This window comes from Pseudomonas sp. ChxA, from assembly GCF_030263855.1.
Taxonomy (GTDB): domain Bacteria; phylum Pseudomonadota; class Gammaproteobacteria; order Pseudomonadales; family Pseudomonadaceae; genus Aquipseudomonas; species Aquipseudomonas fluorescens_CB.
The window spans coordinates 2,381,794-2,407,483 of record NZ_JARPMK010000001.1; the positions used below are offsets into that span (position 1 = coordinate 2,381,794).

Below are 25,690 nucleotides of genomic sequence, written 5' to 3' on the forward strand. Positions count from 1 at the left end.
GCTCGCGGTGTTCAGGCTTCGCGGCTGGGAAAGAACAATTCAAAACACGTCACCCCAGCCTCACTGGTGACCCGGTAGCGGCCGTTATGCAACTGCATGATGGTCGCCACAATCGACAGCCCCAGCCCATTGGATTGGGCCGAGCGTTCCCGTGACTCATCCACCCGGTAAAAACGCTCGAACAGGCGCGGCAAATGCTCGGCGGGAATGGTCTGCCCCTGGTTGCTGACGCGCAGGTTGATGCCTTCGGCATCTGGAATGGCCTGAATCAGCAACTGCGAACTGGGTGCGCCGTACTTGATGGCGTTTGCACACAAATTTGCCAAGGCGCGGCGTAACAGCATCGGTTCGGCCCAGATCAGGCCTTCGCCCTCGGCCTGAATGTGAATATCCACATCGCTCGCCAACCCTTCGAAGTAGTCCGCTATGCGCTCCACTTCATCCGCCGCACTCAGTTCCTGGCGTTGGCGCAGTGCGCTGGCCGGGTCGGTACGGGCGAGGAACAGCATGTTGTCGAGCATTCGCGCCAGGCGTTCGAGTTCCTCCACATTGGAGGCCAGCAGTTGCTGGTAGCTCTCCACATTACGGCTCTGTTGCAGGGCGACCTGGGTTTCCCCCAGCAAGTTGTTGATCGGCGTGCGCAGTTCATGGGCCATGTCGGTGGATACCTGGCCCAGCTGTACAAAACCCTTGGCCAACCGTTCAAGCATGGTGTTGAAGGCGTCGATCATCGGCAGCAGTTCTTTGGGCGCGCCGTGGCTGTCGAGGCGTTCGGCCAGGTTGCCCACGCCGATACCTTGGGTATGCACCGCCAGGCGTCGCAGCGGCACCAGCCCACGATGTACCAGCAGGTAGCTGACGATGGCGAGAATAACCGCAGCGATACTGGCGAGGATAAATACGCTCAAGCGATAGCTGGCGAGCATCGCCGTGCGTTCGGTCATCAAGCGCCCGGTGGTGACTTGCAGGCTGCCCAGGTCGCCCGAGTCGATGGACGCCGCCACCGTGGCGAAGGGCACGCCATTCACGCCGGGTAGATGGTGCACATCGGCAAACCCCAGCTCACGGTTGGTGGGCACAGGCGACACGTTCGGCATTGAAATATTGCCCGGGTTTACCAGCAGCAACGGCTTTTGCCCCGGCGCCGCGATGCTCAGCACCGACTCGCTGTTGCCCAGCATGTTCTTGAACAGCTCCGGCTTGGTCTTGATCAGGTCCAGGGTATTACTGTCGTTGAGCAGGTTGCGCAACTGGTCGGCGCGATAGATCAGCGCGGCGTCGTCACGCTTGATCAGTTCACGCTCAAGCTCGCGGTACAACGCAACGCCCAGGGTGGCGAGCAGGGCGAAGGCGAGCAGGGCGAAGATCAACGCCAGGCGCAGGGTCAGCGAATAATGGCGGCGAGGGTTCATGGCTGGGTGTCGAAGCGGTAGCCGATGCCCCGCACGCTGTGGATCAATTTGAGCTGGAATGGGTCGTCGATTTTCAGGCGCAGGCGCCGCACGGCGACGTCGACCACATTGGTGTCGCTGTCAAAGTTCATGTCCCAGACCCGCGAGGCAATCATCGAGCGTGATAACACCTGGTCCTGGTGCGTGGCGAACAGGTGCAGCAGGGCGAATTCCTTGTTGGTCAAGGTAATGCGCGTGCCGCCGCGGGTGACGCGGCGTTTGAGCACGTCGATCTGCAGGTCGGCGATGTGCAGTTGCTCTTCTTCGCGACTCGGGCCGCGACGCGTCAGGGTGCGCAAGCGTGCGACCAGTTCGGCGAAGGAGAAGGGTTTGATCAGGTAATCGTCGGCGCCCAGCTCCAGGCCCTTGATGCGGTCGGCGATGTCATCGCGGGCGGTGAGGAACAGCACCGGCGTGTCGGCCTCTTTGCGCAGGCGGCGCAGCACTTCCCAGCCGTCCATTTTCGGCATCATCACATCCAGCACGATCACGTCGAACGGCGTTTCCAGCGCCTGGTGCAAGCCGTCTACGCCGTCGCGGGCGAGGCTCACCGAGTAACCCAGTTCCTGCAGGCCATTGAGCAGGTAATTGCCGGCCTTGGGTTCGTCTTCGACTACGAGGATGTTCATGGGAAGTGCCCTGGTTCGCTGCGTTGCGCAAGTGTAGCCGGATCAATTGTCACTGGCGCAACCAATGCCTTGCACCTGGTAGTCCAGCACATGTTCGCGGTCCTGGGAGTCGAGGTATTTGAGTTGCGCCGGGACGATCCCGCATTGGCCGTAGGTGTCGGTGCTCGACAGCACTTTGGCGACGTCCAGGTGCACGAAGAAGCCGGTTTTGTCGTGGATCACGTTAGCGTCCGGGGCGGTGTCGGCAGCGAACGCAGAACCGGTGGCAAGCAAAGCGGCAAAGCCCAAGATAAACAGTTTCATGGCAGTAGCTCTCTTTAAGGGTTGGCTGCCGGGGTTGGCAGTGAGTTCACAGTAACCAGGCACCCCAAACAGCCAACCAACAGGATGATGACAAGTTTGTAATGCGTGGCTTAAGGCTGGCGGCCGGACGCTTCAAGGATCAGGTCGGTGATTTCCTTGGCGTGGGACACCAGCGACAAGTGGCTCGACGGCAGTTCGATGGTGGTGGCGTTCATGCGCTTGGCCAGAAAACGCTCCAGGTCCGGATTGATGGTCTGGTCATTGCTCGACACGGCGTACCAGGACGGCTTGGTGTGCCAGGCGGCATTCACCGTGCGGCCGCTGAACAGGGTCTTGGCGATGGGCTGTTGTACGGCGAACAGCTCCAGGGCTTTGGCGCGCGGTACGTCAGCGGCGAAGTACTTGAGGAAGGCGTCCTGGTTCAGCGTCAGGTAACCGTCGTGCTCGACGACACCGGCGCGCACCGGCGTGCTGGGGTACTTGGCAGACAGGGCGACGAAGTCTTCGTTGGCGTCCGGCGCGCGCGCGGCCACATACACCAGCGAGCTGACCTTGGGGTTCGCCCCGGCGTCGCTGACCACGGTGCCGGCGTAGGAGTGACCGACCAGCACGGTAGGGCCGTCCTGCTGATCCAGTACGCGGTTGGTGGCGGCGACGTCATCGGCCACCGAAGTCAGTGGGTTCTGTACGGCGGTCACATGCAGCCCGGCGGCCTGCAGGCGCGTGATCACCTCGGACCAGCTCGAGCCGTCAGCCCAGGAACCGTGCACCAGCACCACGTTGTTGGCTTTGACCGGCGCGACGGTGCCGGCCATGGCGGCGCCGGTACCCAGCATCAACAGGCTGGCGGCGATCAGGCAGAGTTTGCTAGCAGGTTTCATCGTGCGGCCCTTCATCAGTGGGAAGTTGTGCCACCCGGTGTGGGTGACTGACGACGCCACTGTATGAAGCGAGGGTGCTGACAAGGCTTACAGGTTCATTACAAACCTGTAATCCAAACGCCAGGTTCGCCAGGTGCTACTGGCGTTTACAAGCGAGAAGGTGACCCGTAGATTGCATCGGGCCGATTATTTGTTACCGCCTATGAGGAAGCCACGCAGTGTCCATCCGAGGTCCAGCCGTATTTACCCAACGTTACCGCGCCTTCCTGTTCGATATGGACGGCACCCTGCTCAACTCCATCGCCGCCGCCGAGCGTGTATGGAGCATTTGGGCCGAACGCCACGGCCTGGAGGTGGCGGCGTTCCTCGCCACCATTCATGGCGCACGCGCCATTGACACTATTACCCGTCAAGCGCTGCCGGGTGTGGATCCCGAAGTTGAAGCACAGTGGATTACCGAGGCGGAAATCAACGATGTCGAGGGCGTGGTGGCGATTCGCGGCGCTGGCGAGTTTCTAAATGGCTTGCCTGGCGATCAATGGGCACTGGTCACGTCTGCGCCCAGGGAACTGGCGTTACGGCGCCTGGCTGCGGCAGGCATTGCACCCCCAGCCGTGCTGGTGACCGCCGAGGACGTTGCCAGCGGCAAGCCGGATCCTGCCTGCTACGTGCTGGGCGCCCAGCGTCTGGGTGTGCCGGTGCAAGAGTGCCTGGTGTTCGAAGACGCTGCGGTAGGCATTCGCGCCGGGGAGGCGGCCGGCGCGGACGTGCTGGTCGTCACCGCAACACACCTGACGCCCATCGTCACGGCGCATGCCTGCATTGACGACTATCAGCGGCTGCAGGTTATGCGCGACGCAGAAGGTAAATTGCGCTTACAGCGTGTGGAGGACTGAAACGAAAAAGCCGAGCCCGTTATCGGTCTCGGCTTTATGCGCAGGCAGGTGGATCGTTCGGCGCCTGCAGTCGGCTGCTCTTGATGCCTCGGCGCGATAGCACCATTTCTTTGAGAATCTCATTGGCAAGCCGGGCAATCGCCTCTGCACCCCGGTAGTGCGCGCGCACGATGCCGGTAATCGCGAAATGGTCGGTTTCCGGGCCACTGAGGATGGCGGAAAGGGTGCCGTCAGCGTGTAACGTACAGGTGATCGCATAGCTGGGCAAACGTGCCGCCAGGGCCGCTTCGATTTGGGATTTGCTGAGGGTATCCATCTGCTTAATGCCTTTCAGAGACCGTGCAGGCCCAAGCATAGATCCTGCCGCGGGCCTGTAAATACCGGCGATTTGATATCGGATTAGCGACCATCAACGTGCAGTCTTGGGGTGCTCGCGTTGCTCGGCACGCTGGCATAATTTGCGCAGAATGGCTTTCTGGATAGGCTGCAGACAGAACACGAACAGATAGCCGCACAGGAAGAGTGTCAGGTCCAGCGACGAGCGTTTAACGGGGTCACTGACTGTTTCAATCTCAAACCTCACGCCATATCCCAGCACCACGAAGGCCAGCCCTATGAGCAGGGCGATCCCCCAGGACTTGGAGACGAGCGGCTGTTTTGCAATCGGCCTCATCGACGTGCTCCTGAACGCACACTGATGGTAGGGTTATAGTCAGGAGATTCGGCCGCAAATTACGCAACAAGTTCCAGTCGCCGAGACAGTTTCATCTTGCAGCGTAGCTGAAAGCATAAAGCACGCCGATCATGCGGAAAGCGCGAGCGGGCGGAAGGGTTTTCGCCAGCCATCACAGTGAACGAAAAGGCTGGCTACTGAGTGAAGCGTCAAGGAGTCTGGTTTTTGTCCGGAGCTGTCAGGCCAGCCTGAATGCGCTGGTAGATCTCCTCGCGATGCACGGCAACGTCCTTGGGTGCGTTGATGCCGATTCGTACTTGCTGGCCGCTGACGCCCAGGATGGTGATCGTAATGTCATCACCGATGTTTATGCTTTCACCAACTTTGCGGGTGAGTATCAGCATGGACTTCTCCTTGATTACTTTTAAGGACACATGTTTCAGACAGGGCAGGTGTCGGATGTGTGTAGCTTACTGCTAAGCGCTTCCCTGTGACTGCCTCTTTTAGGACGCATAGAGGCGACATTAATTCCCATGGCGGCATCATACAGGTCTGCGATACATCATTCGCATTGTTTAAGCCAACGTTTATGACGGCCAGAATAGACAGTGAATGATAAAGTTGCCTCTTTATCCTTAAAGGAGCAGGGCAGTGCGTAAAGTAGCGATGGCAATTGCGGTGTTGGCGTTGGCCGGTTGCGGTGAAGGTAAACCGGTCGATGCCCCCAAGGCCAAGCCTGCCGTGACCGAGAGCCAGCCACAAACCGGGGCGATTGCCGCTCAGGAATGGGACGTGTGGGTAGGCCCGCCGGGCCATAAGCTGCAAGCAATCACCGACCTGACTGCCTGGTTGCTCGAACATGGTTTCAACTTCTATATCGTCAAAACAGACGGCAAGGACGAGGTGTACCTGGGCCCGTTCGCGAGCAAGGCCGAGGCTGAAGCCAAGCAGGCGCTGCTGACCGAAAAGCTCGCACGTGCCAAGAAAAACGATACCGAATCAGAGGTAATCGAGCACAAGGCTGCGCAATAACACGCAGCGTGGGCGGCAACCCCGCCCACGCTCAACCGCAAGTCTTAAGGTTTACCGGGCCGACGAACTCGTTACCGCGCCCCATCACACACGCCACCGTCTGGTTGCGCTGGCGTTCCCAGGGTTGCACCGGGTAGGTCTTGTTCCAGGCTTCATACAACTGGCGGTCCTGTTTAGACAGGCGCAAGCCGTATTGTTTACTCATGTAAAAATACGTTCGAGCGATCATTCCGCGAATGGACGGGCGCGGCATGACTTTTTTGGCCTTGAAGTCCACCTGGGTCAGGCATGAACCGTACTGCCCACGTTGCGCCGGCAGCCAGCCAAAACTGAAGTTGTTACGGTCGCCATTGATGTTGTTATCTGTAGTGACCAAACGTTGACAAAAGGTTCGATCTTCCCTGAGAGGCCCTTGAAATGGGGGGTTGAGCTAAGTCATCGTGGCCCGCATGCGTTGTCAACGTTGACAGATAACAGCCATCCCGTCGTCCTAAAATGAGATCACCATTGATCTCTTGTATTATTGCGTTCCACCCCAGCTCAGCTAGGCGTACCAGCATTTTCGCTAGCTCACACTGCCGTATTCAGAAGTTGGCTCACTCTCATTCTGAAACTCAGTTGTCGGAGTGCTACATTGCAGCAGGCGTTCACACGATCTACCGTTCGTCGGATATCGGCGCGATTTGCCACTAGCTCACTTTTCCGAACTGGTCAGGCAAATTCGTTTTCACGAGATTTGGCCGCATCCTGATCTTGATCAGATACTAAGATTGCCCTGAACACAGAGAAATCGTAGCTTCCGCTTCTGATGTATCTACTCCGGAATCGCTTGGCTCGTCCGCAAATGCATATCGGCTGTCTGGTTTGGCCCTCGACATCTCTGTGGGTGAGTTTTAATCCTCAATTCGCGACAAGCGGCCCGAGCCGGTTGCATAGGGCTGGCTAGCGGTAAAACGGCTCCATCCCCCACTCATCCGTACAGGATCTGTAGCGTTATTCTTTTTCCAGTATCGATGGAGAGCCGATAGAGCCATGGATATGCCTACGCAAAAGCCTTGGCAATTTGCGTAATGGTTCGATTTCATAGGCGACATTAGTACATCAGTCGTTCATTTCCCTATGCCAGAGACGCCTTACGGTGGTCTCTGGCAGGCCAAGGCTCTTACGGACTTCGGTGAGGCTAAGTCCTTTTGCTTTTAGCTCCTGTACAGCTCCCCACTTGCTCCTGGCCTCAATCATAGCGGGCGTCATTTTCGGTTGCGGCTCAGTTGGTAGAAGCCTGTCCGCCAAATCCAACTCTTCTAGTTCAGCCAAGCACCCTAGTAGAACTTCACGGGCCGTACGTTGCTCATGAGCGGCCAGCGTTAGTGTGAATAATGTCGATGGCTGTACGCCCAAGGCGGTAGCAAGCTCGTAGCTTACGTCGACCGTAGCGGTGGTAATCGCAGTCTCGAGCTGACTCACATGGGACTGTACAACGGACTTTGAAATCTCTACCTGAGACAACCCACGTAATGTGCGAAGCAGCTTAAGCGCTGCTGCGAAGGATTTGCGCAGCGACATTTTCCATTCCTACAAAAGGAGACGGTATGCCGTGTTTGCCTATCGCCACACAAATCTATATATTGATAGTTGTGGCGGTTTGCTTGGGTAGCCACGTAATGCAGTCAACTGAAAAATTCTTCTCTTGCGGGTTTTGATGTTGTCAATTAAAGCCAATTAAGGAATAGCGAATGAGTGGTGTCGAGGGTAATGGTCTGTTAGAAGGCGCAGGAATCGGCCTAGATGGCTCCGAACTCTCCGTTGACGAAGCCATCGCTGAGGCCAGAAAGCGCTACAAATGGATGCCCCTATGCGCCGTCGAGGAGTGGACAATCCTAGACGCCATAGTCACTGACGCGGAGCGAGCCAAAGTAGTCGCTGCCGGTTGCCAGCCAATGTTTATGTTTGCCCACAAAGTCGTGGACGATGAGCAGCGCCGTTTCGAGCCTGGCCACTGGGTCAGGTCGAGTATGGGCACTGCGTTCAACGACGGCTTTCTTTTCGAAACTCGGAATAGCGTCTATGTGCTGCTCGGGCCGGGTCATCGCAAATCAGCAGCCATCAAAGAGATCTTCTCTCTATTTTGAATTAACCAAACGGGCTGCTTTGCGTCCGCAGAAAACTGAGGCACCTGATGTTCAGAACTGAAGACTCAGACGCTATTGGCGTTCCAGGATTGTTCGGCGAAGGCTTGATGCACTGGCAGAGTGTGTCACGGGTGCTTAGATCGCACTGGTATCACCTGACCGTCCGAATCACCGAGCAAGGTCGCAGCACCGAGTTCACACGGATGATTGAAGGTGAGCACAGATTGCAGCAAATGCTTGTGCAGCAAGGTGCAGGGGAAGTGATAGTCGACGTGCAAGTGGTCACCCCGCCCTGGATGAATAACTGCGATGGCTGGCGTATGGATCGTGTCGTTAAGGTGACCGTCGGTGATGATAACGACTTTGAAGTCAGTCTGATGGAGGTGGACAGTGGAGCTGTTTACCACAACTCACACCGTCCAGGTTTTCAAATTCAGTTGCTACAGAACTGCCGGCCAATTTTTCTCGAAACCATGATTCGATCAGCCTGAAATTTACCAATAATCCCCCACGATACCAGCGCCACTGGTTGCGTGTGAAATTCTTGGTAACGCCATATGGACTGCATTTCGGAGCGCAAAAATGCTAGACACCCTCGATGTAAATTTTCACGGAAAACGCCATACAGATTTTGATCTGAAGCGAATCATAAGGGCTCAAGAGCAAGGCTTCGACATACCGGTCACTGCGTACCTTTGCGGAGTATCCATCAGGTGTCGCGCAGGCATCGGTGTGGTGTTTGGTCACAAGCGAAAAGACCAGTATGGGCGGTTTGGTGATGGCCACCTGATCAGGACTTCTGACGTGATGAAGGTCGAACGTGAGGGGAGGTTTTGGGTGATGACGACGGAGAACTCGCGGTACGTACTAGCGACGTTTCAGAGGGGTAATGGGCGAGCGTCCCTGCGTGACTATTTGCGGGTCTCGAAAGGGCAGCACCATTTATCTCCGCGTGTGCTGCAGTAGGGGGCACACAAGCAAGGAGGGCGTTGCATTGCGTGCTCGGGAGGTTAAAGACATCGAAACTCTGCTGTTGAGTGTCTCAAGGTTTTTTGTATGCTGCAAATAGATACCCTGGCGCGAAATAAACTTTACCGCGAGCACGAGTGCACGCTACATAAAGCTTATTTTTTGTCCTTGATTTCATCTTGTGTAGCTGCACGTTTTGGTACTGTTGCCACTGTGATTTGCTGAGGATTATACAAACGTCCTCGTAGTGATCTAGACCCTTGCATGCCCCCCAGTTATTTGAATGGCATTCGTAGCGGTGATGCGTGTCGTAGAATAGCTTCACGATATTATTATCACGATGGATCACGTCAGCTTGAGCCTGATCCTCAATGTTGATTATCGCGGTGTGTCGTTCATTTACTGGGAATATCTCTATCTTCAGGTTGGCTCTGATAAAGTCGCAAACCGTCGTTCCGCATCTCCAGCTTTTTTGGAGAGTTATCTTGTCAATGAAATACCCGGAATTGCGGAACCTATTTTCGTATTTCTCAATATTACTGTGAAGGTTCGAGTTGATGTTGCCATCCCTGCTTGTGTCAAACGTGTGCTGGTAGAAGTCGCCCACTAAGAGAACGTCTGCCCTCACCGGGGATAACGCCATCAGCAAGTTAAAGTCGTTTGCTGCAAAATCTTGGACTTCATCAATAAATATTTGATCATAAAATCGCTCTAGGCGCCGTATAACATCAGGGTGCGATTTTGTCTCCTCGAGAAATTTTGCCAATCTGTTGTAGTAGAGGCGCCCGCTGGGATGACGATAGTGAGACATCTTATCCCGAGCGCGTGTTACTTTATCGGAGGGTAGCTTTAGGTAGAGACCTTTTGTTTTCATTTTCTGCTGAAGAAGCGGGCGGTAGCAGAAACCATGTAGAAATGAAAAATAGGTCATCACGGTAATGTGTTTGGGCATGTACCCAAACTTACCAATCACCTTGCTTCGGAGGTGATTAAAATTATTTTCAGTGTACGTGATTATGATCGCGCGTTTGTTTTCCGCTAATCTGCTTATGATTTCGCTGGTTTTTCCAGAGCCAGCTACCGCGAATATTACTTTCTTATCCATGTCACGGCCTCCTGGATGTAGCCAGGTACATAGAGGTTCTCGTGGTTGGCCTCTAGAAGCTCATACGCCGCTTCAGCTTTGTTCTTCAGCATGTATTCCTGCACGGTCAGAGTCTTCCTTTCCTCACTGAACAGTTCATTGCAAACCTTCTGGTTGTCGAGGTACATCCCGACTTCGAATGTATAGCGATTAGGGTCTTTATCTGCAAAGATCTTGGCGCTATCGGTTATATACTCTGAATAGTTGTCAATGCAATTTTGTTGGTAATTCTTGTCATTGTCCCTGATCGCGGCAACCTTGATGCTCAAGAGTCTAGATAGCTCCAAGTAGCGCTTGAAGCTAGTGCCGCCAATCGAAATTATGTGTACGTGATCAGCCTGGGGGGTTGTACCTCCGGAAACTCGCTTATAAAGCTCCTCCATGAGAATGAACTCTGCATCACCTTCGACCAGGATGACCTTCTTGGATAGGGCGAACTCCAAGACGTTGTTGTCAGGGGCCTTCATAAAAAAGCCAGCAGTTTTTTCGGAGAGTGCTTTGAGCGTGCCTGTGCTTTGAGATGTCCCCAGAAGCAGCGCATGTCGGAGATCGAGCCTGGAGCAGATGTGGCTGCTATGAGTCGCTACGAAGAGCTGGGTCGATTCAGTACGTGCGAGGCGTTCAACCAGTCTCTTCGTGTTGGTGTGGCTGAGATGGTTCTCAGGTTCCTCAAGCAGGAGAACATCAAGGCCCCCTCGGGCATCGTGACGACCTAGCGCAAATTCGGTTTTAATGAAGCATTGCTCGCCCTTGCCGCGATTTTCGATTGAAATACCATCTTTGGTAATTACCAAATCTGTTTCTAGATTGGCTCGAGTGCTTGTACGAATTCCAAATTCATACGGCGGCAACTTTTTGTTTAAATCTCCTAGTTGGCTATCGCGGAAACCTTCTTTACCTCTTCGATATAAATTTTCAAGTCGATGCCGCTCTGGAATCTCTGCACTAAGTCCGAACACTGTTCGGGTGTATTCCCTAGCAGCATACTCGCTGTCTATGCGAGAACTGTCCAAGTGGAGGTGCCTTAGAGGGCGTCGATAGCTATTGAATCCCTCGCCTGCGAAGGTGTGGAAGGTGACGGTATAGTATTCGAAGGGGAAATTTTGTGGATCGTGCTCCAGCATCTGCTTGATAGCCAAGTGGTAGTCATCTGGAACGGCTATCCTCATTCGTATACCGTCGTAGTTATCACCAAGTTGATTTTGTTTGCCGTGGAAGTACGGGTTATCACCATCCTCAAGGAACAGATCAACCAGCACTTCAGGTAGGCCAGAAATTTTTTTCTCTCCGCTGAGGAAGTCCATTACAGCTTGGCGGTTTATAAGTGCTTCTAGGCCGAGAGTTTCCACGCGGCTCCGGCTTGCGCTGTTCACGAGGTCAATGGCGAGTAGGACTGTACTTTTGCCTGTTTCATTGTCCCCAATGAGCACATTTTTTGTTGGGTTGAAATCCATTGCCAGTTCAGGGAACTGCTTGAAGTTGCGAAGCATTAGTTTGGTGATGGCCGGCATTTTTTATCCTTATTAAACCTTGTATTTCTTCAGCGTCAGCTGTCGGCAGCGGTGCTGCTTAGACCTTCGGTTCTTGGTGCTTGTAGAAATCCTGTGCTTCTGCCCAACCATCCATAGGCTTAGCGATGATTTCCTCTGGGCTTATCTCTGTGAAAACTGGTCTGCAACTTTCATCAAAGATGCTTGAGCGCTCTTGGACAAACCATGATAGAGACAGGAACTCTTTTGATACGCGGTCAAACAGACACTCACTTACCCTGTAGGCGCCTTTCATGAGGTCGTTGGAGTCGCGGCAGATTTGCATGGAGTGAGTGCCATCCATTAGCCAAACACAATGAACATCCAGATTTTTGAAAAGCTCTTTGGTTAGCTCGAGATCGATGAGTACGAAAATGCCGAACGCTTCCTGCATGAAGAGGGTGGCATTTTGAGGGGACATTGACAGTGTGAATGGGTACGCAGGCAGCCAGGATAGTTCAGGGCCCAACGGCGTAACCCACGTAGAGGTTGTGGCCCACTTATCAATCTCTAAGTACACCAAATCGCGATTCTCTAGGATCGCGTTTTGATAGCAGACATAGCGCAGTCCCGGCTCGGGGGCTCCACTCCAAAGGCCAGTCCGGAGCGCTTGCTGAATTCCTTGGTTTAAAAATTCCCGATGATCGATCTCTTTGCTCGCCATCTCCGTGCGAATGATTCGGATAGATCCCCTAAAATTACAGGTCTCATCCTGTTCGAAAAAGGTTGTGATTTTACCGAGCTGTTCAGCTTGTCTTGCTACGCGCCCACCTGTGACCATGGACGATTTCAATTCCAGTGGGACTGGATCTGGGCCGGCGAGCGCGCATAAATCTCCATGACGAATGATGTTAGTGAGGTCTGACATCACCACGGGTACGCCCATTTCGATGCCTTGCTTCAGTTTGGCGTACTCGTGGCCGAAACCTTCCTTGCCATATATGGCACCTGCTGTCTGCTTCACCTGATATCTATCGTCGTAAAGCAGATGTCTCAGGGCATGCTGGCTTTGGTAAATCGCAGCAATTCCGTCCCCAAAGCATCGCCACAGGTAGGCGAGTTGGCGGATCTCGTCCAGTCTCGCCATGATGCCTTTGCGAAGATCCTTGAGCATTTTGGAGCGTGCTTTCACAGCAGCGCCACCGCTGCGGTACTTCGGTTGGGCGAGGATACGAGGAACGCGATTTTGCGCCTTCCGCAACCGAGATATTCGAATGTCGCACGTGGCGATTTTGAGGATCAGTAGGTTCTGCAGCCCCAGTACGACGTCTAATCTATCGGGATCTGCAGCAATGGAGTGGAGCAGGGTAGACGCGAGTCTAAAACCCACTTCCTCGCGAGGAAAGCGCTGGTAGAGCGGATGAGCCAGTTCAAGCTTTGGGAATGCTTTGATGGCTAGCTTTTCTATGGCAGGAAATTCTATTCCGTAATGATTCTTCACTCCTACCTCCATGGCGATGAAACCAGTCACAACGAGGACTTCCAAGCAGCACAGGTTAATCCTTTCTAGGAGATTGTGAGCCAAACCTCAAGGCGGATACTTCTGGCCTTGGAGCCGTCTCTGTTCTGCGCTTGTAGTAATGTCCAATGCGGCTATTTAGTCAGCTGCCACGTGTGCGGCTGATGGTGTGCAGAATTTTTGGAATCTCACCGTAATTTTCGTACCATATGATGTTGACTCCCAGCTCCAACATTAACTCTTCATTCAGTGCGTGATGAGTGTCCAGAAACTTTTGAGCGCCCTTGGTGTTTTTTACAATTGTGCTTTGCTCCCCGTTCGTAACTTCATAGCAAAACTCATGAAGGTCTAGCCGCTTCATAAATGCAAAATGTTTGTTCTGTTCAACGCTTCTTGCAGAAATATCAAGGAGTCTTCTCAAATTTGGGTCTGTCATTGATAGGCCGATCATTAAGCAGTTGTTCTCTCGCAAGCAATTGAGTTGGACAAGATTTGACCAGTGATATGCGTTTGTATAAATGTGGTGATACCCTTCCTCGGAAAAGACTAATGTAGACTTCTCTAGGGAGTTGTAGTTTTTTCTATTTTCAGGAAGGAAGCCGTGAACATGGTATACGGGTAGTTCTTCAGGGTCGTATGCCTCACTTTCGGTGTAAATGCTACGATGAGAAATGCCTGATGTTGTTAGCTGTCTTTCTAGTAGATCGTCAAAGTTATAATTTACTACGGACTTCACTTTGGCGCCTGTGCGTCTAGGCATGCACATTATGGCGATTTCTTGGATGAGCGGTGAGCTGATGTTAAAGCTTTTATTTCTGAGTTCATAAAGGCTTTCGGTGATTGCATTTACAAAGTTATCAGTTGCAGGGGTTTTTCCAGTAAGCCCCTTCCTAATATATCTCGCACCCATCAGTGGGGAAGATTCAGAAACTTTATTTAGGCGATCAACCATTTCTGGGATTTCAGATATGTTTATTGTTTTGTCGGTGTCAAATTCTTGAGTTAGATATGATATGAACAGCGAGTTGAGCAGGTTTCCCCAACCTGGCATTCCTGCACTGCTTGATACTCCAGCGCCTAAAAATAATGAAAGTTGTCCTCTGTCGAAACTGTCTTTCAGATTCTGTACAGTAGTGTCTCGTTTTTTGCGCCAGTCTTGCTCTGCTGGATTTACTGCGGCCTCTAATCTCAGGGCGAATAGGTTGTTGCTTATCTCGTTAGCTTTTGCTGGATGCTTTGTTACTAATTTATTTAATTCGTCTGGCCCCCAAAAAACTATGCGACAAGTGCTTTTGGAATTAGAGTTCCCAACTCTCTGAACAAAAACTTTTACTTGGTCTTGGATGTTCGTTGCAGATATTATTATTAGTGTCGTGGGGCGAGCGTCAAAGGGTATTGATTCGAGTTGTGCTAAAAATTTCGATAAGAATGATGATGTTGCTTTATTAAGTAGACTATTAGCGTCGTATTTTACTTCGAAGCAGACTTTTTCTCGGTAATCATCAAAACCGTCGGGCGCAATGGCATCGAAAAATGTTAGTGTGTTTCCTATCTCAAGTTCTTTGTTTTGAGTTGATAAATGATGTTTTAATAAGTTTAGTACAAATGTTTCAAACGAATATCCCCTTCTCGTGCCTTGTTCGTCAATATTCTTTAGTATACTTTCAATGCGCATGTTTCATCCTTGGCGTGAACCTCAAGCGCGTATCTTAGCACGCTAGTGGCTGATGGCTATCTCGTGATAGGTGCAGTAGCGTGGACTTAGCTACCAGAGCCAAATTGTGACCTCTCGTCCGCTATTGTGGCCTGCACAGGGGTAAGCGCTGTGAAATGCTTTCTTCGTATGGGGAGATTGAAAGCTGGTCAGTCTTCGTTAGATTCGGCGAGGTCTAGCAACGAAAATCTTGTAGTCGTTCCTGAAAACCGCTGCTCCCAGCGATGGCAATCCTTTTAACACCGTTTGTTACCGCGACGCATTGTCGTATAGGTTTTACAGATAGTGAGCGTAATCTCCCTAGGTTTTCTTGGGCAATCAGTCCACTGGTGCTTGAGAGGTGTAGGCGCTTCGCGAAGGAACCATGCCCGCTTAAAAAAACTACTGAAGCGGGCAGCCTGCGACCAAGTCGATTACCCAAGAACGTGTCATGGCTGTTCGCCATATAGTGTGCAATGATCTCACGGAAACAAAGCAGGATCGCCAATAGTCGCTAATCGGCGCCCCCGCTCCAGCTAGCTACAACTTAAGGAGATCAACCTTGCTTTCAGAATATGAAAAGCGTGCACTCGCGCAGATCCATGCTTGGAAGAATCCGGAACAGACGTGGTTCGATGCAGCAATGACCTACGTGAACAAGCCGTTGGCGATAGCAGGTCAAGCCATAGACAAGATTCCTGGTTTCACGGAGACATGCTCAAAGGCCATGAGTGGCATCGTTGGTTTAGTTAACGATGCCTCGCAGTGGTCGGTTAGGCCATCTGCAATTTTCAAAGACCTCTCTGAAGTATCTCAACAAGTAATTACTCGGCTGGATCAGATTCCGCTCCTAGATCTTCAAGTAATTGATAGATCAATCGGATGGCTAGATACAAAATATGAGGGAATTGCTTTAGTTGAAGGAGCCGCTGCGGGCGGCTTGGCTGTAATTAACCCAATGGTGGCTCTAGCGGCAATCCCTGCCGACCTCACAGCTCTTTTAGCAATGAATCTTCGAGCAATCGGCGAGTATGGCACCTATTGCGGCTTTGATATGTCCTCCCAAGAAGAAAGGATCTTTTCATTAAATATTCTCGCGCTCGCGTCGAGCACCACGGATGGCGGAAAGCAAGCTGCCCTGTCTCACCTTGTAAAAATTGCACAAGAAGTGGCCAAGAAAAAGACCTGGGAGCAGCTCGAAAAAAGTGTATTTGTTCAAGCCGTTTCGTCCATAGCGAAAGCCCTAAGCATCAATTTGACGAAAGCCAAATTGGCCAATGTGATCCCTGTTGCTGGTGCTGCAATTAACGGTGGATTCAACGCCTACTACACCGATAAAGTATGTAAGGCTGCGTTTTATCTGTACCGAGAACGATTACTCGCCATAAAGAGCGATGCACAATCGATTGAGGTAACAGTCGATCCAGCAAAAAGTGATATCTGGAACGATCAAGAGGTCAATGATTAGAAAATTATTTAGGCCGACGCCGCATTGCGGTACGACTAAGGTTCATGCGTAGTAACCACTTCTGATTTGATTGCTGCCCTTGGCAAGAGGCAGCAATAAGTCGTAGGCAGCCGGTCACGGTGTTTCGCTTACCTAGAGTGCCTTCGGCTTATGCCTGCTACCTAGCCTTGACCGTCCACAACTGATCTACCTTCGTTGTGAAGCTCTGACTCATCAGCTCGCGGCGCATTGCCCAATTCGGCGCCGCCGGCACGCTGGCCAGCCGCAGAACTCCCTTCCCCCAGCGGCAATTGATCTCATCCAAAACAGTCATCACCTTGTCAGCAATCGCTGGCTGCGAATGCGCAAACAGGTCATCAGTGAATTCGCCGGGCTGGCGCAAGTCCATCAGCAGAACTTCCGCCTTGCTGTATTTGAAGCCTGGTCGGAAGAGGCGATTGACCGCTTCGTTCGCAGCCTTGGTCATGAGTCGAACGTCGTTTGTCGGGTAGGGTAGTTCAACGAGTGCGCCGTTCGCGTACTTCGCTTCTTCGGGATTGAACATGCCTGTCCTGATACTCACGCGGATCTTCTTGCACAGCGAGTTTTGCGCTCTGAGCTTTTCCGCCGCGCGTTGGGTATAGGTGGCGACGGCCTCCTTGATCGGCTCGATCTGCGTCAGCCTGCTGCCGAACATCCTGCTACAGCAAATCTCTTGCTTGGGTGGGTCAGCTTCGCCCAGTTCCAGACATGGGGTGCCAGCGAGCTCCCGTGCCGTCTTTTCGATCACGAGGCTGAATTTCTGGCGAAGCATCCACGGATCGGCTTTTGCCAAGTCCATTGCGGTCTCGATGCCCATCGTTTCCAGGTGTACCTTCATGCGTCTACCAATGCCCCAGACCTCGCCGACATCGGTGTTGCGCAGCGTCCAGTCCCGTTTGAACGGGTCGCACAGATCTACCACGCCACCAGTGATATCTAACAGGCGCTTGGCGGTATGGTTTGCGAGCTTCGCTAGGGTCTTGGTGCGGGCAATACCCACCCCGACTGGAATTCCCGTGCGCTTGAGAAGGGTGGAGCGCACGTGCCGTCCAAAAGCAGACACATCACCTGGAAGGCCCGTGAGATCGGCGAACGCCTCATCGATGCTGTAAACCTCTAACGCTGGCACCATCGATTCGATGATCGTCATGACGCGTTCGCTCATGTCGCCGTATAAAGCGTAATTACTGCTGAAGGCCACAATTCCATGCCGGCGTAGATGGTCTTTAATCTGGAAGTACGGCTGGCCCATTTTCACAAAAGGCTTGGCGTCGTAGCTGCGCGCAATCACACAGCCATCATTGTATCTGAATGACCCTAACAGTTAGAAGAACATAAACCATTGATTTAAATAGAATCTTTCCTGCTAACATTTTTCCGATTTTTGCCATCGAAGATGGGGATGATGTTGGGCGTTTTGCCGTGTTGAAATCACTCGGGCGACTCTATTTAGGGAGTCCTTCTACGATAAAGACGCGATACTCAGCCCCCTTCAATCGATGCTTTAGGGCTTCTTGATATAGGGGGCTGTCTTACGCCGCTCTGGCGTCGGCAAGCGTTGGAAACTCAAGAATAACGGCGCCATCCACAGGTGCGCCTTCAAGTGTTTCCACCGCGCCATAAAACGCCAGCGGCGTGACCGGATGGCCTACCGATGCGGCTGGCGCGCTTTCCTCGTACTTCCTGAATTCTTCAAGGTCGGTAATCCGATCTCGAACGTAAACAACGTAAGCGGTCAGCTGTGAAAGAGTCTTCCGGCCTGACTTAGCCCATACGCCTATCGTCGTGACGGAACTGTGATTGCCCGCAGTGCGGAAGCCAAGCCCCACGTGAAAATGGGAGAGCCGTACTTCCGATGCAGCAGAGGTCATGGGCGATTCCCCAGAACGTCGACAGAATCAGACTAGCTCAAAAGTATTCCACCTAACTTACATGCGAAGGCCGATCTAAAGGCGTTCTATCAGAAGCTTGATCTATGCAATGCCTTCAACCCAGAAGTGGGAAAGACACTCAACGTGGGCATTGGCAGGCAAAAGCCTGAAACGGCCCAGCAAAGAAGCTGCGGTGCCGTTATCGAGAGCTCGCCGCCGCGGATGGTTCAACTTCAATTGATCCACATAAAGCAAGGGCTCCCCACAACGGAGCCCCCTCGGTGATCAGAACAACGCCAGCGTGTAGCTGATAGCTACGCGGTTCTGATCCTGGGCGTATTCGCTTGGCAAGCCGCTACGCAACGTACCGTTACGCCAACTGAATCCTACGCCCTTGAAGGTGCCACTCTGCACCACATAGGCCAGCGCGATGTCGCGTTCCCATTCCTTCTCATCGCTATCGGTGGCCATGCGAATGTTGGTGCCTTTGAGGTATGCGACAGATGCAATTAGCCCAGGAACACCCATTGCGGCGAAGTCGTAGGTGTATTGCCCGAATGCTGTGCGTTCGCCGGCCCGAGTAAAGCTGGTGATCAGTCGGTCGGTGAACAGGTAAATACTGCTGCCCCCCGCACCTTCGTTCGTGTTGGCTTGGTTGAGCTGCACGAAGTTGCCGCTGTCGGAAACGCTCTGGTATCCGAGGAGGAAGGAGTTGCCTCCCAGGGCATAGGTAAACATCGCGCTCCAGGTGTCGTTGTCGATTTTGCCAACGGTATCACCTAGGCCACCCACGCGATATCCGGCAGCGCGGCCTGAGGCGGAGTTGTTGCGGCCATCGGCGTCGGTCTTGAAGTAACGCAGGTCGGTGGTCAGTGACTGGCCCTCGCTCAAGGGCAGCACATGCACCAAGCCGCCGAAATGCTGCACGTAATAGTCTTCCAGCTGGGCCGCGTAATACTGCAGCGTGAGCTGTTTGGTCAGTTTGTAGTCGGCACCGGCAAAAAGGAATTCATTGCTTTGCTGAGAGCCGCCGGCGACCGCGAGCCCGGAGCGGTTGGTCGAGCCACGACCGGTGGTGTGTTCCAGGCGACCGCCGACCAGGGTCAGGTTCTCCACTTCCTTGGAGGTGATCATGCCGCCTTCGAAGGTTTGCGGCAAGACGCGACCATCGTTGGCCACCAGAATCGGCAACTTGGGCTGGAGGGTCCCGTAGCGCGCCTCGGTCTGGGAAAAACGCATTTTTCCGGTCAGCCCCAGCCGGCTCCATTCGTCCACGGCGCTGCCATCGCGGTCATCAGGAACCATCGAGCTGCCGCGGTGGTTGCCTTTGCCGCCGTCCAGTCGCACCCCCAGCAAACCGAGCGCATCGACACCAAAGCCGACGGTGCCATCGGTAAAGCCGGATTTGTAATCGAGGAAGAATCCCTGCGCCCATTCTGCTGTCCTGCTTTGCCCGGCGGGACCGGCGCGATCACGGTAGTCGTTGTTAAAGTAGTAGTTGCGAAAACCCAGGTTGGCCTTGCTGTCCTTGACGAAGTCCGCATGCGCCAGGGGTGCCAGGGCGACACCTGTGGTGGCGAGCAAAGACAGTCGAACGAAAGGAATTTTTTTCATTGTTGTTTTCCTGATGGACGTGGCAATAAGGCACAAGCCCCCTAATTACGGACACTTAATAGATTTCTTCATAACTGTTGCTCAAACTCTGGAATGATTTCGAACAGATCTCCTACCAGCCCATAATCAGCTACCTGGAAGATCGGCGCGTCTTCATCCTTGTTGATCGCCACAATCACTTTGGAGTCTTTCATACCGGCCAGATGCTGGATCGCACCGGAAATACCGACGGCGATGTACAGCTGTGGCGCAACGATTTTTCCGGTCTGACCGACCTGCATGTCGTTAGGGACGAAACCGGCGTCGACCGCGGCGCGAGAAGCCCCGACGGCGGCGCCCAGCTTGTCAGCCAGAGCGTACAGGTGTTTGAAGTTGTCGCCGTTTTGCATGCCGCGACCGCCGGAAACGACGATCTTGGCAGCGGTCAGTTCCGGACGATCGGACTTGGCCAGCGCTTCACCGATGAAGCGCGAGGTGCCGGCATCGTGAGCCGCTGCAACCGCTTCAATAACCGCCGAACCACCAACAGCTGCCGCCGGGTCAAAACCGGTGGCACGCACGGTGATGACCTTGACAGCAGCGTTCGATTGAACGGTAGCGATGGCGTTACCGGCGTAGATCGGGCGCTTAAAGGTGTCAGCGCTTTCGACCGAAATGATCTCGGAGATCTGGTCAACGTCCAGTTGAGCGGCCACGCGCGGCAGGATGTTTTTGCCGTTGGACGTGGCCGAGGCCAGGACATGGCTATAAATCGTGTGTTGTTCGAGCACCAGACTGGCTACCAGCGGCGAAACGTTTTCCGGCAGTTGGTGAGCGTAGGCGGCGTTATCGGCCACCAGCACTTTAGCCACACCAGCGATTTTCGCCGCAGCTTCAGCCACGGCGCCAACGCACAGACCGGCCACCAGCACGTGGATCTCACCACAGATTTTGACGCCAGCCGCCACAGTGTTCAGCGTGGCCGGGGCCAGTACTTTGTTGCCCTGCGGGTCGGTTGAATAGTCAGCAATCACCAAGATAGTCATTCAAATCACCTTCGCTTCGTTCTTGAGTTTTTCCAACAATTCAGCCACCGACTTGACCTTGATACCCGCGCTGCGTGCAGCCGGCGCTTCGACTTTCACGGTCTTGTTGGTGGTGGCGGTGGAAACACCCAAAGCGTCCGGAGTCAGCACTTCGAGAGGCTTCTTCTTGGCTTTCATGATGTTTGGCAGGGACGCGTAGCGCGGCTCGTTCAAACGCAGGTCGGTGGTGACAATGGCCGGCAGTTTCAGGGAAACCGTCTGCGCGCCGCCGTCGATTTCGCGAGTCACCGCAACGGTGTCGCCGCTGATTTCAACTTTCGAAGCGAACGTGCCCTGACCGTAGCCGCTCAATGCAGCGAGCATCTGGCCAGTCTGGTTGTTGTCGCTGTCGATGGCTTGTTTGCCGAGGATCACCAGCTGAGGCTGTTCCTTGTCGACCACCACTTTCAACAGTTTGGCCACGGCCAGTGACGTCAGATCTTCTGCGGATTCGACGAGGATTGCACGATCGGCACCCAGCGCCAGGGCGGTACGCAGCTGCTCTTGAGCAGTGGTCGGACCGATGGAGACGACGACGATTTCAGTCGCAACACCTTGCTCTTTCAGGCGTACGGCTTCTTCCACGGCGATTTCGCAGAAAGGGTTCATCGACATCTTGACGTTAGCGAGGTCGACGCCGGAGTTGTCCGCTTTGACGCGAATCTTGACGTTATAGTCGACCACTCGTTTGATGGGCACCAAAATTTTCATGGCTTACCTTTTATTGTTTGTGAAGATGCCACCGCTGCTGGCGGGATTGCGTCGAAATTTCTGTGTGCGAGCTCTATTAACTTATTCGTTACAACAGCCTCCATAATCAGGCTTAGTCGTGGCGTCTAAGTCAGGGCGCGCCGGCTAACTGTCGTTGAGAGTTACAGGGAGGCACTTCGAGTACTCGAAGTGCTTGTCTAAGGAGAGGCTCATCGATCATGCGTCCATTTAGGCTTACTACGCCGCCTGCAGCAGATTGCATCGCCGCAACCACTTCTTCAGCCCAAAGGCGTTGCTCTTTGCTGGGGCTGAAGGCGCTACGAATAACGTTTACATGGGAAGGGTGGATGCACGCCTTGGCTGTAAAGCCCACGTCAACCGCTTGCTTCAATTCGCGGGCCAACCCGTCCACATCTGCTATATCAATATGCACGGCATCAATGGCTGGCTTACCGCACTGGCCAGCAGCGAGGAGTATCGTGGTTCGCGCGTGCTCGACCACAGGGTAGTAGTTTCCGAAGGAGTCCCGGCTACTGCGCCCTCCCAGGTCGGCGATTAGATCTTCGCCTCCCCAGAACAGCGCAATACAGTTCTGAGCCATCGCTAACTGATAAGCGTTGATCACTCCTTTCGCGGTTTCACAGAGCGCGATGACGTGGAAGTCATCCAAAGCCGCCAGTTGCTGTGTTTCCTCTGCCTTCGGAAGAAGGATCAGCGGAGAAAAACCGCTCCGTTCACGCAGGTCCCGCAAGGCTTGCACATCCTCTTTGTACCAAGGGGATGTAGATGCGTTGATACGGACAATTATGTCCTTACCTGATTCCGGCACGGCATTAATTACGCAGCGACGGGCCGCCTCCTTGCGTTGTGGAGCGACGCTGTCTTCCAAGTCAAAAATAACGCGGTCGGCACGATGCAATGCTTTTTCAAAGCGGTCAGGACGATCGCCAGGGCAAAATAAGATGGCCTCTCCGAGGCGGATTTCTTTCATACAACCTCCGGCTTGCGCAACATGAGCGCGTGACGCCGGGCGACGGCCACTAAAACACCTTTCTGGTTATACCCACGATGCTCCAGCAGAACTATTCCGGCGTCCGGGCGGGACTTTGATAGACGCTTCTCCATGACTTCTGTCTTCGCATAGAGGGTATCGCCAGAAAACACCGGTGCAGGAAAACTTATGTCAGTAAAACCTAGGTTTGCTACAAGCGTTTTTTGTGTCAAATGACCTACGCTCAATCCAACCAGAGTTGAAACTGTCAACATGCTATTAACTAAGCGCGTCCCGAACTCGTTGCTAGCACTGTCATGTGCATCGAAATGAATGCTCGCTGGGTTCATGGTCAGCGAAGAAAATAACGTACTGTCTCCGTCATCCAGCGTTCTCCCGGGCGCGTGACTGTAAAGCACCCCTATTTCGAGTTCCTCGTAATACAAGCCTCGTTGTTGGACAACCGAAGTAATTGCATTCATTTACAGACTCCCGCTCTTCTAATTATTAATGAGTTCGCAACGGCTAAGAAGCAATTCCGCGTCAACAGCCGGCCGCGATACCAACTCCATTCGAACTTGCCTATCTGCGTTATATTTCAATCAAAATGGGAACACCCCAAACGCTGCCGCTGCGATGGTCATAATCACGCTTGCCGCAAACAGAAACGGAATGGTGAATTTCTGATGATCGGCCAGATCTATTTTGGTCAGGCCCACAATCAAGAAGGTTGCTGGAGTCAGAGGACTGACCGGAAACCCTGTTGTCATTTGCCCGAGGAGCGCTGCCTGGCCCATCTGAATTGGCGGTACTCCGAGCATCTCTGCACTGTGGGCCAACACAGGCAATACACCGAAGTAGAAGGAGTCCGGATCAAACAAAAGGCTCAATGGCATGGAAAGCAGGCCAAGTACAAATGGCATATGCTCAGCGTGTTCACGGGGCACATGTTGTACCAACATTTCGGCCATGGCCCTGAGCATGCCTGATTCGCCCATAATTCCGGTAAATACACCGGCAGCCAGCAATACACTCGCCATCATAAGCGCAGCTTTGGCGTGAGCGTCTACTCGGGCGCGTTGCTCGTGCACATTGGGATAATTGACCAATAATGCGGCGACAGTGCCGAGCATAAACATCAGCACCGGTGGAACCCACCCAGCCACGAGAATGGTCAAAACCGTCAATGTGATCACACAATTGACGCCGAAACGCTTGGGACGACGTATTTCTTGTTCTGCAAGAGATACTTCAGGCACGTGTGCCGAAACGTCGACACCCATAGCCGTGATACCCAGACGCCGCTCCTCCCGAAGCCCGAGCCAATAGCACACAGCAAAAACGAATATCAGACCAATTAATTGCACTGGGATGAGCGGATAAAACATTTCCGTTGTCGGTATTCCCAGTGCCGCCGAGGCACGCAGCATCGGTCCGACCCAAGGCAGAAAATTCACCCCTGCGGCCAGCGATACCGCACAGGCTAGAACTCTCTTATCCATTCCTAAGCGTTCATAAAGCGGAAGCATTGCTGGAATAGTCACCAGGAAAGTTACCGCTCCTGATCCGTCCAGGTGAATGAGCAGCGCTAACATGGCGGTGCCCATAACGATATAGCGTGGTCGTCCACCGACAATCTTCAATACGCGCTTGATGATCGGATCGAGCAACCCTGCATCGGTCATCACGCCGAAAAAGATAATGGCGAAAATAAACATTCCAGCCACAGGAGCAATATTTTTTATACCAGTGAGAACAAAGCCTGAAGTCTGCAAGCCGAAGCCAGCTAATAGCGATGCAACCACTGGCACTAAAATCAATGCCACTAGCGGCGAAAGGCGCTTCGTCAGGATAAGCAAGAACAAGCTGACAATGGCCAGCAAACCAATACTCGCAAGCATTTTTCTTTCCTCACCGAACGACCCAAGATGCTGCCCGTGTATCTAAAGACAGTCCCCGACTAGCCGGCTTATGTAAGAGAGGCCCATAACTTTGGGCCTGGCCTAGTCAGTCCGCGGTCGTGCCGAAAATTTCTGCGGCATGTTCATTCAGCAATGGGGGACGGAGCCGATAGCTGGCCGGTGTACGACTCAGGCGAATCGGAGAGGCTATGCCGCTGTAGTCCTCTCCGATCTTCACCAGCATGTTGCGAGCAGCGACTTGAGGTAGGGCAAGCGCCTGCGGAATATCAAGTACCGCCCCGCAGGGTACGCCTTGGTGGATCAGTTGCTCGCACAGCGCCTCGCCGGAAAGCTTCAGCAGTTTTGTAGCCAATGCTTGCCGCAGTGCTTCGCGGTGCTCATTACGCAATTGGTTGCTGGAGAAACGTGAATCATCGATCAACTCGGGCAAAGCGAGGTGACGGCACAGAGCGGAAAATTGTGCATCGTTGCCAACGGCGAGGAATATGTCGCCGGTGGCGGTGGTGAATTTGTCGTAAGGCGTAATGTTGGGATGGGCATTGCCGCTGCGCTGGGGTGTTTGCCCTGCGTAGAGATAGTTCGCCGAATGCGGATGCAGGATGGACAGCGCACAATCGAACAATGCGGCTTCGACAAATTGCCCCTCACCACTGCGCTCGCGCTCGAAAAGCGCCATGAGGATACCGAGAGTGGCATTCATACCCGTGACCATGTCGACTATAGGCACACCAACCCTGAGCGAATCACCGTCTTGCTCACCATTCACGCTCATGAGCCCGCTCATGGCTTGGATAGCAGCATCGTAGCCAGGCATGCCAGCGTAAGGGCCTTGATCGCCGTAGCCAGAAATGCGGCAATGAATCAGCCTGGGGAAGCGTGATTTCAACGCTTCATAGTTCAAGTCCCAGCGCTCCAAGGTACCTGGTTTGTAGTTTTCCACTAACACATCGGCCCCTTCGAGTAGGTCGAATAAACGCTGGCGGTCGACGGCATCGCTGAGGTTTAAACTTACTCCACGTTTGTTCCTATTGACTCCCATAAAGTACGCGGAGGTACGTTCGCGGACAGGCGCACCCCAGCCACGAGTTTCGTCGCCTGAAGGAGGCTCGATCTTGATCACTTGCGCACCGTGATCAGCGAGGATCTGGGTGCAATAGGGGCCACCCAGGACTTTCGATAGGTCTACTATTTTGAGCCCCGACAGCGCGCTCAAGTTTGCTTGTACGTTCATCGGCGTTAC

Annotated in this window: 27 protein-coding genes and 2 pseudogenes; 7 read left to right on the forward strand and 22 right to left on the reverse strand. The window is 53.5% G+C overall.

Features of this window, described 5'->3' with window-relative positions; translation table 11 throughout:
* Window positions 1–11: 11 nt before the first annotated feature.
* From P5706_RS10665 to P5706_RS10680, 4 genes are all read right to left on the reverse strand, one after another.
* Window positions 12–1,412: a heavy metal sensor histidine kinase gene (locus P5706_RS10665; protein ID WP_200432891.1), complete on the reverse strand. Its 1,401-nt coding sequence runs from the start codon at window positions 1,410–1,412 to the stop codon at window positions 12–14.
* On the reverse strand, window positions 1,409–2,080 hold the full coding sequence (locus P5706_RS10670; RefSeq protein WP_017138758.1) for a heavy metal response regulator transcription factor: 672 nt from the start codon (window positions 2,078–2,080) through the stop codon (window positions 1,409–1,411). The genes P5706_RS10665 and P5706_RS10670 overlap by 4 nt, the downstream gene beginning before the upstream one ends.
* A gap of 42 nt (window positions 2,081–2,122) precedes the next feature.
* Window positions 2,123–2,383: a DUF2790 domain-containing protein gene (locus P5706_RS10675; protein WP_056861265.1), complete on the reverse strand. Its 261-nt coding sequence runs from the start codon at window positions 2,381–2,383 to the stop codon at window positions 2,123–2,125.
* Between the two features lie 110 nt (window positions 2,384–2,493).
* Entirely contained in the window at window positions 2,494–3,264 is a 771-nt protein-coding gene (locus P5706_RS10680; RefSeq protein WP_285679211.1) for an alpha/beta fold hydrolase, read from the reverse strand.
* Window positions 3,265–3,482: 218 nt separating this feature from the next.
* Between P5706_RS10680 and P5706_RS10685 the strand changes: the two genes are divergently transcribed.
* Window positions 3,483–4,160, forward strand: a complete 678-nt coding sequence (locus P5706_RS10685; RefSeq protein ID WP_200432888.1) for an HAD-IA family hydrolase — start codon at window positions 3,483–3,485, stop codon at window positions 4,158–4,160.
* Window positions 4,161–4,194: 34 nt separating this feature from the next.
* Here the strand turns inward: P5706_RS10685 and P5706_RS10690 are convergent, their stop codons facing one another.
* The 3 genes from P5706_RS10690 to csrA form a co-directional block, all read right to left on the reverse strand.
* A complete protein-coding gene (locus tag P5706_RS10690; RefSeq protein ID WP_200432887.1) occupies window positions 4,195–4,476 on the reverse strand; it encodes a DUF1652 domain-containing protein in 282 nt (93 codons plus the stop codon).
* A gap of 93 nt (window positions 4,477–4,569) precedes the next feature.
* A complete protein-coding gene (locus P5706_RS10695; protein ID WP_200432886.1) occupies window positions 4,570–4,833 on the reverse strand; it encodes a hypothetical protein in 264 nt (87 codons plus the stop codon).
* A gap of 209 nt (window positions 4,834–5,042) precedes the next feature.
* Window positions 5,043–5,237, reverse strand: coding sequence for a carbon storage regulator CsrA (csrA, locus tag P5706_RS10700; RefSeq protein ID WP_003192511.1), 195 nt, complete (start codon window positions 5,235–5,237; stop codon window positions 5,043–5,045).
* 262 nt (window positions 5,238–5,499) lie between these two features.
* On the opposite strand from csrA, the gene P5706_RS10705 reads away from it, so the two are divergent.
* Entirely contained in the window at window positions 5,500–5,865 is a 366-nt protein-coding gene (locus P5706_RS10705) for an SPOR domain-containing protein (protein ID WP_069786629.1), read from the forward strand.
* A gap of 31 nt (window positions 5,866–5,896) precedes the next feature.
* Here the strand turns inward: P5706_RS10705 and P5706_RS10710 are convergent, their stop codons facing one another.
* Together P5706_RS10710 and P5706_RS10715 are read right to left on the reverse strand one after the other, a co-directional pair.
* On the reverse strand, window positions 5,897–6,241 hold the full coding sequence (locus tag P5706_RS10710; RefSeq protein ID WP_285679212.1) for an endonuclease: 345 nt from the start codon (window positions 6,239–6,241) through the stop codon (window positions 5,897–5,899).
* A 725-nt stretch (window positions 6,242–6,966) separates the two neighbouring features.
* The gene (locus P5706_RS10715) at window positions 6,967–7,428 is read right to left on the reverse strand and encodes a helix-turn-helix domain-containing protein (protein ID WP_285679213.1); all 462 of its coding nucleotides are present in this window, start codon (window positions 7,426–7,428) and stop codon (window positions 6,967–6,969) included.
* A 170-nt stretch (window positions 7,429–7,598) separates the two neighbouring features.
* Here P5706_RS10715 and P5706_RS10720 point away from each other — a divergent pair, with 170 nt between their 5' ends.
* The 3 genes from P5706_RS10720 (at window position 7,599) to P5706_RS10730 (ending at window position 8,960) form a co-directional block, all read left to right on the forward strand.
* Window positions 7,599–7,994, forward strand: a complete 396-nt coding sequence (locus tag P5706_RS10720) for a DUF6957 family protein (RefSeq protein ID WP_285679214.1) — start codon at window positions 7,599–7,601, stop codon at window positions 7,992–7,994.
* Window positions 7,995–8,041: 47 nt separating this feature from the next.
* Window positions 8,042–8,485: a hypothetical protein gene (locus tag P5706_RS10725; protein ID WP_285679215.1), complete on the forward strand. Its 444-nt coding sequence runs from the start codon at window positions 8,042–8,044 to the stop codon at window positions 8,483–8,485.
* Between the two features lie 91 nt (window positions 8,486–8,576).
* Window positions 8,577–8,960: a hypothetical protein gene (locus tag P5706_RS10730; RefSeq protein ID WP_258232368.1), complete on the forward strand. Its 384-nt coding sequence runs from the start codon at window positions 8,577–8,579 to the stop codon at window positions 8,958–8,960.
* Window positions 8,961–9,036: 76 nt separating this feature from the next.
* Here P5706_RS10730 and P5706_RS10735 read toward each other — a convergent pair whose 3' ends face one another.
* The 4 genes from P5706_RS10735 to P5706_RS10750 all read right to left on the reverse strand — a co-directional run bounded on the left by P5706_RS10735 (window position 9,037) and on the right by P5706_RS10750 (window position 14,770).
* Complete coding sequence (locus P5706_RS10735) at window positions 9,037–10,068, reverse strand: DEAD/DEAH box helicase (RefSeq protein ID WP_285679216.1); 1,032 nt, start codon at window positions 10,066–10,068, stop codon at window positions 9,037–9,039.
* Window positions 10,053–11,618, reverse strand: coding sequence for an ATP-dependent nuclease (locus P5706_RS10740; RefSeq protein WP_285679217.1), 1,566 nt, complete (start codon window positions 11,616–11,618; stop codon window positions 10,053–10,055). Before P5706_RS10740 ends, P5706_RS10735 begins: the two co-directional genes overlap by 16 nt.
* Window positions 11,619–11,676: 58 nt before the next feature.
* A complete protein-coding gene (locus P5706_RS10745) occupies window positions 11,677–13,107 on the reverse strand; it encodes a hypothetical protein (RefSeq protein ID WP_285679219.1) in 1,431 nt (476 codons plus the stop codon).
* Between the two features lie 130 nt (window positions 13,108–13,237).
* A complete protein-coding gene (locus P5706_RS10750; protein WP_285679221.1) occupies window positions 13,238–14,770 on the reverse strand; it encodes an SIR2 family protein in 1,533 nt (510 codons plus the stop codon).
* A 580-nt stretch (window positions 14,771–15,350) separates the two neighbouring features.
* Here P5706_RS10750 and P5706_RS10755 point away from each other — a divergent pair.
* On the forward strand, window positions 15,351–16,256 hold the full coding sequence (locus P5706_RS10755) for an EcsC family protein (protein WP_285679222.1): 906 nt from the start codon (window positions 15,351–15,353) through the stop codon (window positions 16,254–16,256).
* 157 nt (window positions 16,257–16,413) lie between these two features.
* Here P5706_RS10755 and P5706_RS10760 read toward each other — a convergent pair.
* Both P5706_RS10760 and P5706_RS10765 read right to left on the reverse strand, forming a co-directional pair.
* Window positions 16,414–17,580 (reverse strand): annotated as a pseudogene (locus P5706_RS10760) (Y-family DNA polymerase); the annotation flags it as partial.
* Between the two features lie 229 nt (window positions 17,581–17,809).
* A complete protein-coding gene (locus P5706_RS10765; protein ID WP_285682699.1) occupies window positions 17,810–18,058 on the reverse strand; it encodes a DUF1330 domain-containing protein in 249 nt (82 codons plus the stop codon).
* On the opposite strand from P5706_RS10765, the pseudogene P5706_RS37170 reads away from it, so the two are divergent.
* Window positions 18,015–18,151, forward strand: a pseudogene (locus P5706_RS37170) (DNA polymerase V subunit UmuC); the annotation flags it as partial. The gene P5706_RS10765 and the pseudogene P5706_RS37170 overlap by 44 nt on opposite strands.
* Before the next feature lie 282 nt (window positions 18,152–18,433).
* Here P5706_RS37170 and P5706_RS10770 read toward each other — a convergent pair.
* The 7 genes from P5706_RS10770 to P5706_RS10800 form a co-directional block, all read right to left on the reverse strand.
* On the reverse strand, window positions 18,434–19,762 hold the full coding sequence (locus P5706_RS10770) for an OprD family porin (RefSeq protein ID WP_198721194.1): 1,329 nt from the start codon (window positions 19,760–19,762) through the stop codon (window positions 18,434–18,436).
* Window positions 19,763–19,830: 68 nt separating this feature from the next.
* Window positions 19,831–20,787 (reverse strand): electron transfer flavoprotein subunit alpha/FixB family protein, encoded by a 957-nt coding sequence (locus P5706_RS10775; protein ID WP_198721193.1) that lies wholly within the window; start codon window positions 20,785–20,787, stop codon window positions 19,831–19,833.
* Window positions 20,788–21,537 (reverse strand): electron transfer flavoprotein subunit beta/FixA family protein, encoded by a 750-nt coding sequence (locus P5706_RS10780; RefSeq protein ID WP_198721192.1) that lies wholly within the window; start codon window positions 21,535–21,537, stop codon window positions 20,788–20,790. It abuts the gene before it with no gap.
* Window positions 21,538–21,667: 130 nt separating this feature from the next.
* A complete protein-coding gene (locus tag P5706_RS10785) occupies window positions 21,668–22,528 on the reverse strand; it encodes an HpcH/HpaI aldolase/citrate lyase family protein (protein WP_198721191.1) in 861 nt (286 codons plus the stop codon).
* Window positions 22,525–23,010, reverse strand: a complete 486-nt coding sequence (locus P5706_RS10790) for a MaoC family dehydratase (RefSeq protein WP_198721190.1) — start codon at window positions 23,008–23,010, stop codon at window positions 22,525–22,527. The genes P5706_RS10785 and P5706_RS10790 overlap by 4 nt, the downstream gene beginning before the upstream one ends.
* A 120-nt stretch (window positions 23,011–23,130) precedes the next feature.
* Complete coding sequence (locus tag P5706_RS10795; RefSeq protein ID WP_198721189.1) at window positions 23,131–24,429, reverse strand: CitMHS family transporter; 1,299 nt, start codon at window positions 24,427–24,429, stop codon at window positions 23,131–23,133.
* Window positions 24,430–24,535: 106 nt separating this feature from the next.
* Window positions 24,536–25,681 carry a CaiB/BaiF CoA transferase family protein gene (locus P5706_RS10800; RefSeq protein WP_198721188.1) on the reverse strand — a complete coding sequence of 382 codons (1,146 nt, stop codon included), beginning with the start codon at window positions 25,679–25,681 and terminating at the stop codon, window positions 24,536–24,538.
* Window positions 25,682–25,690 lie beyond the last annotated feature (9 nt).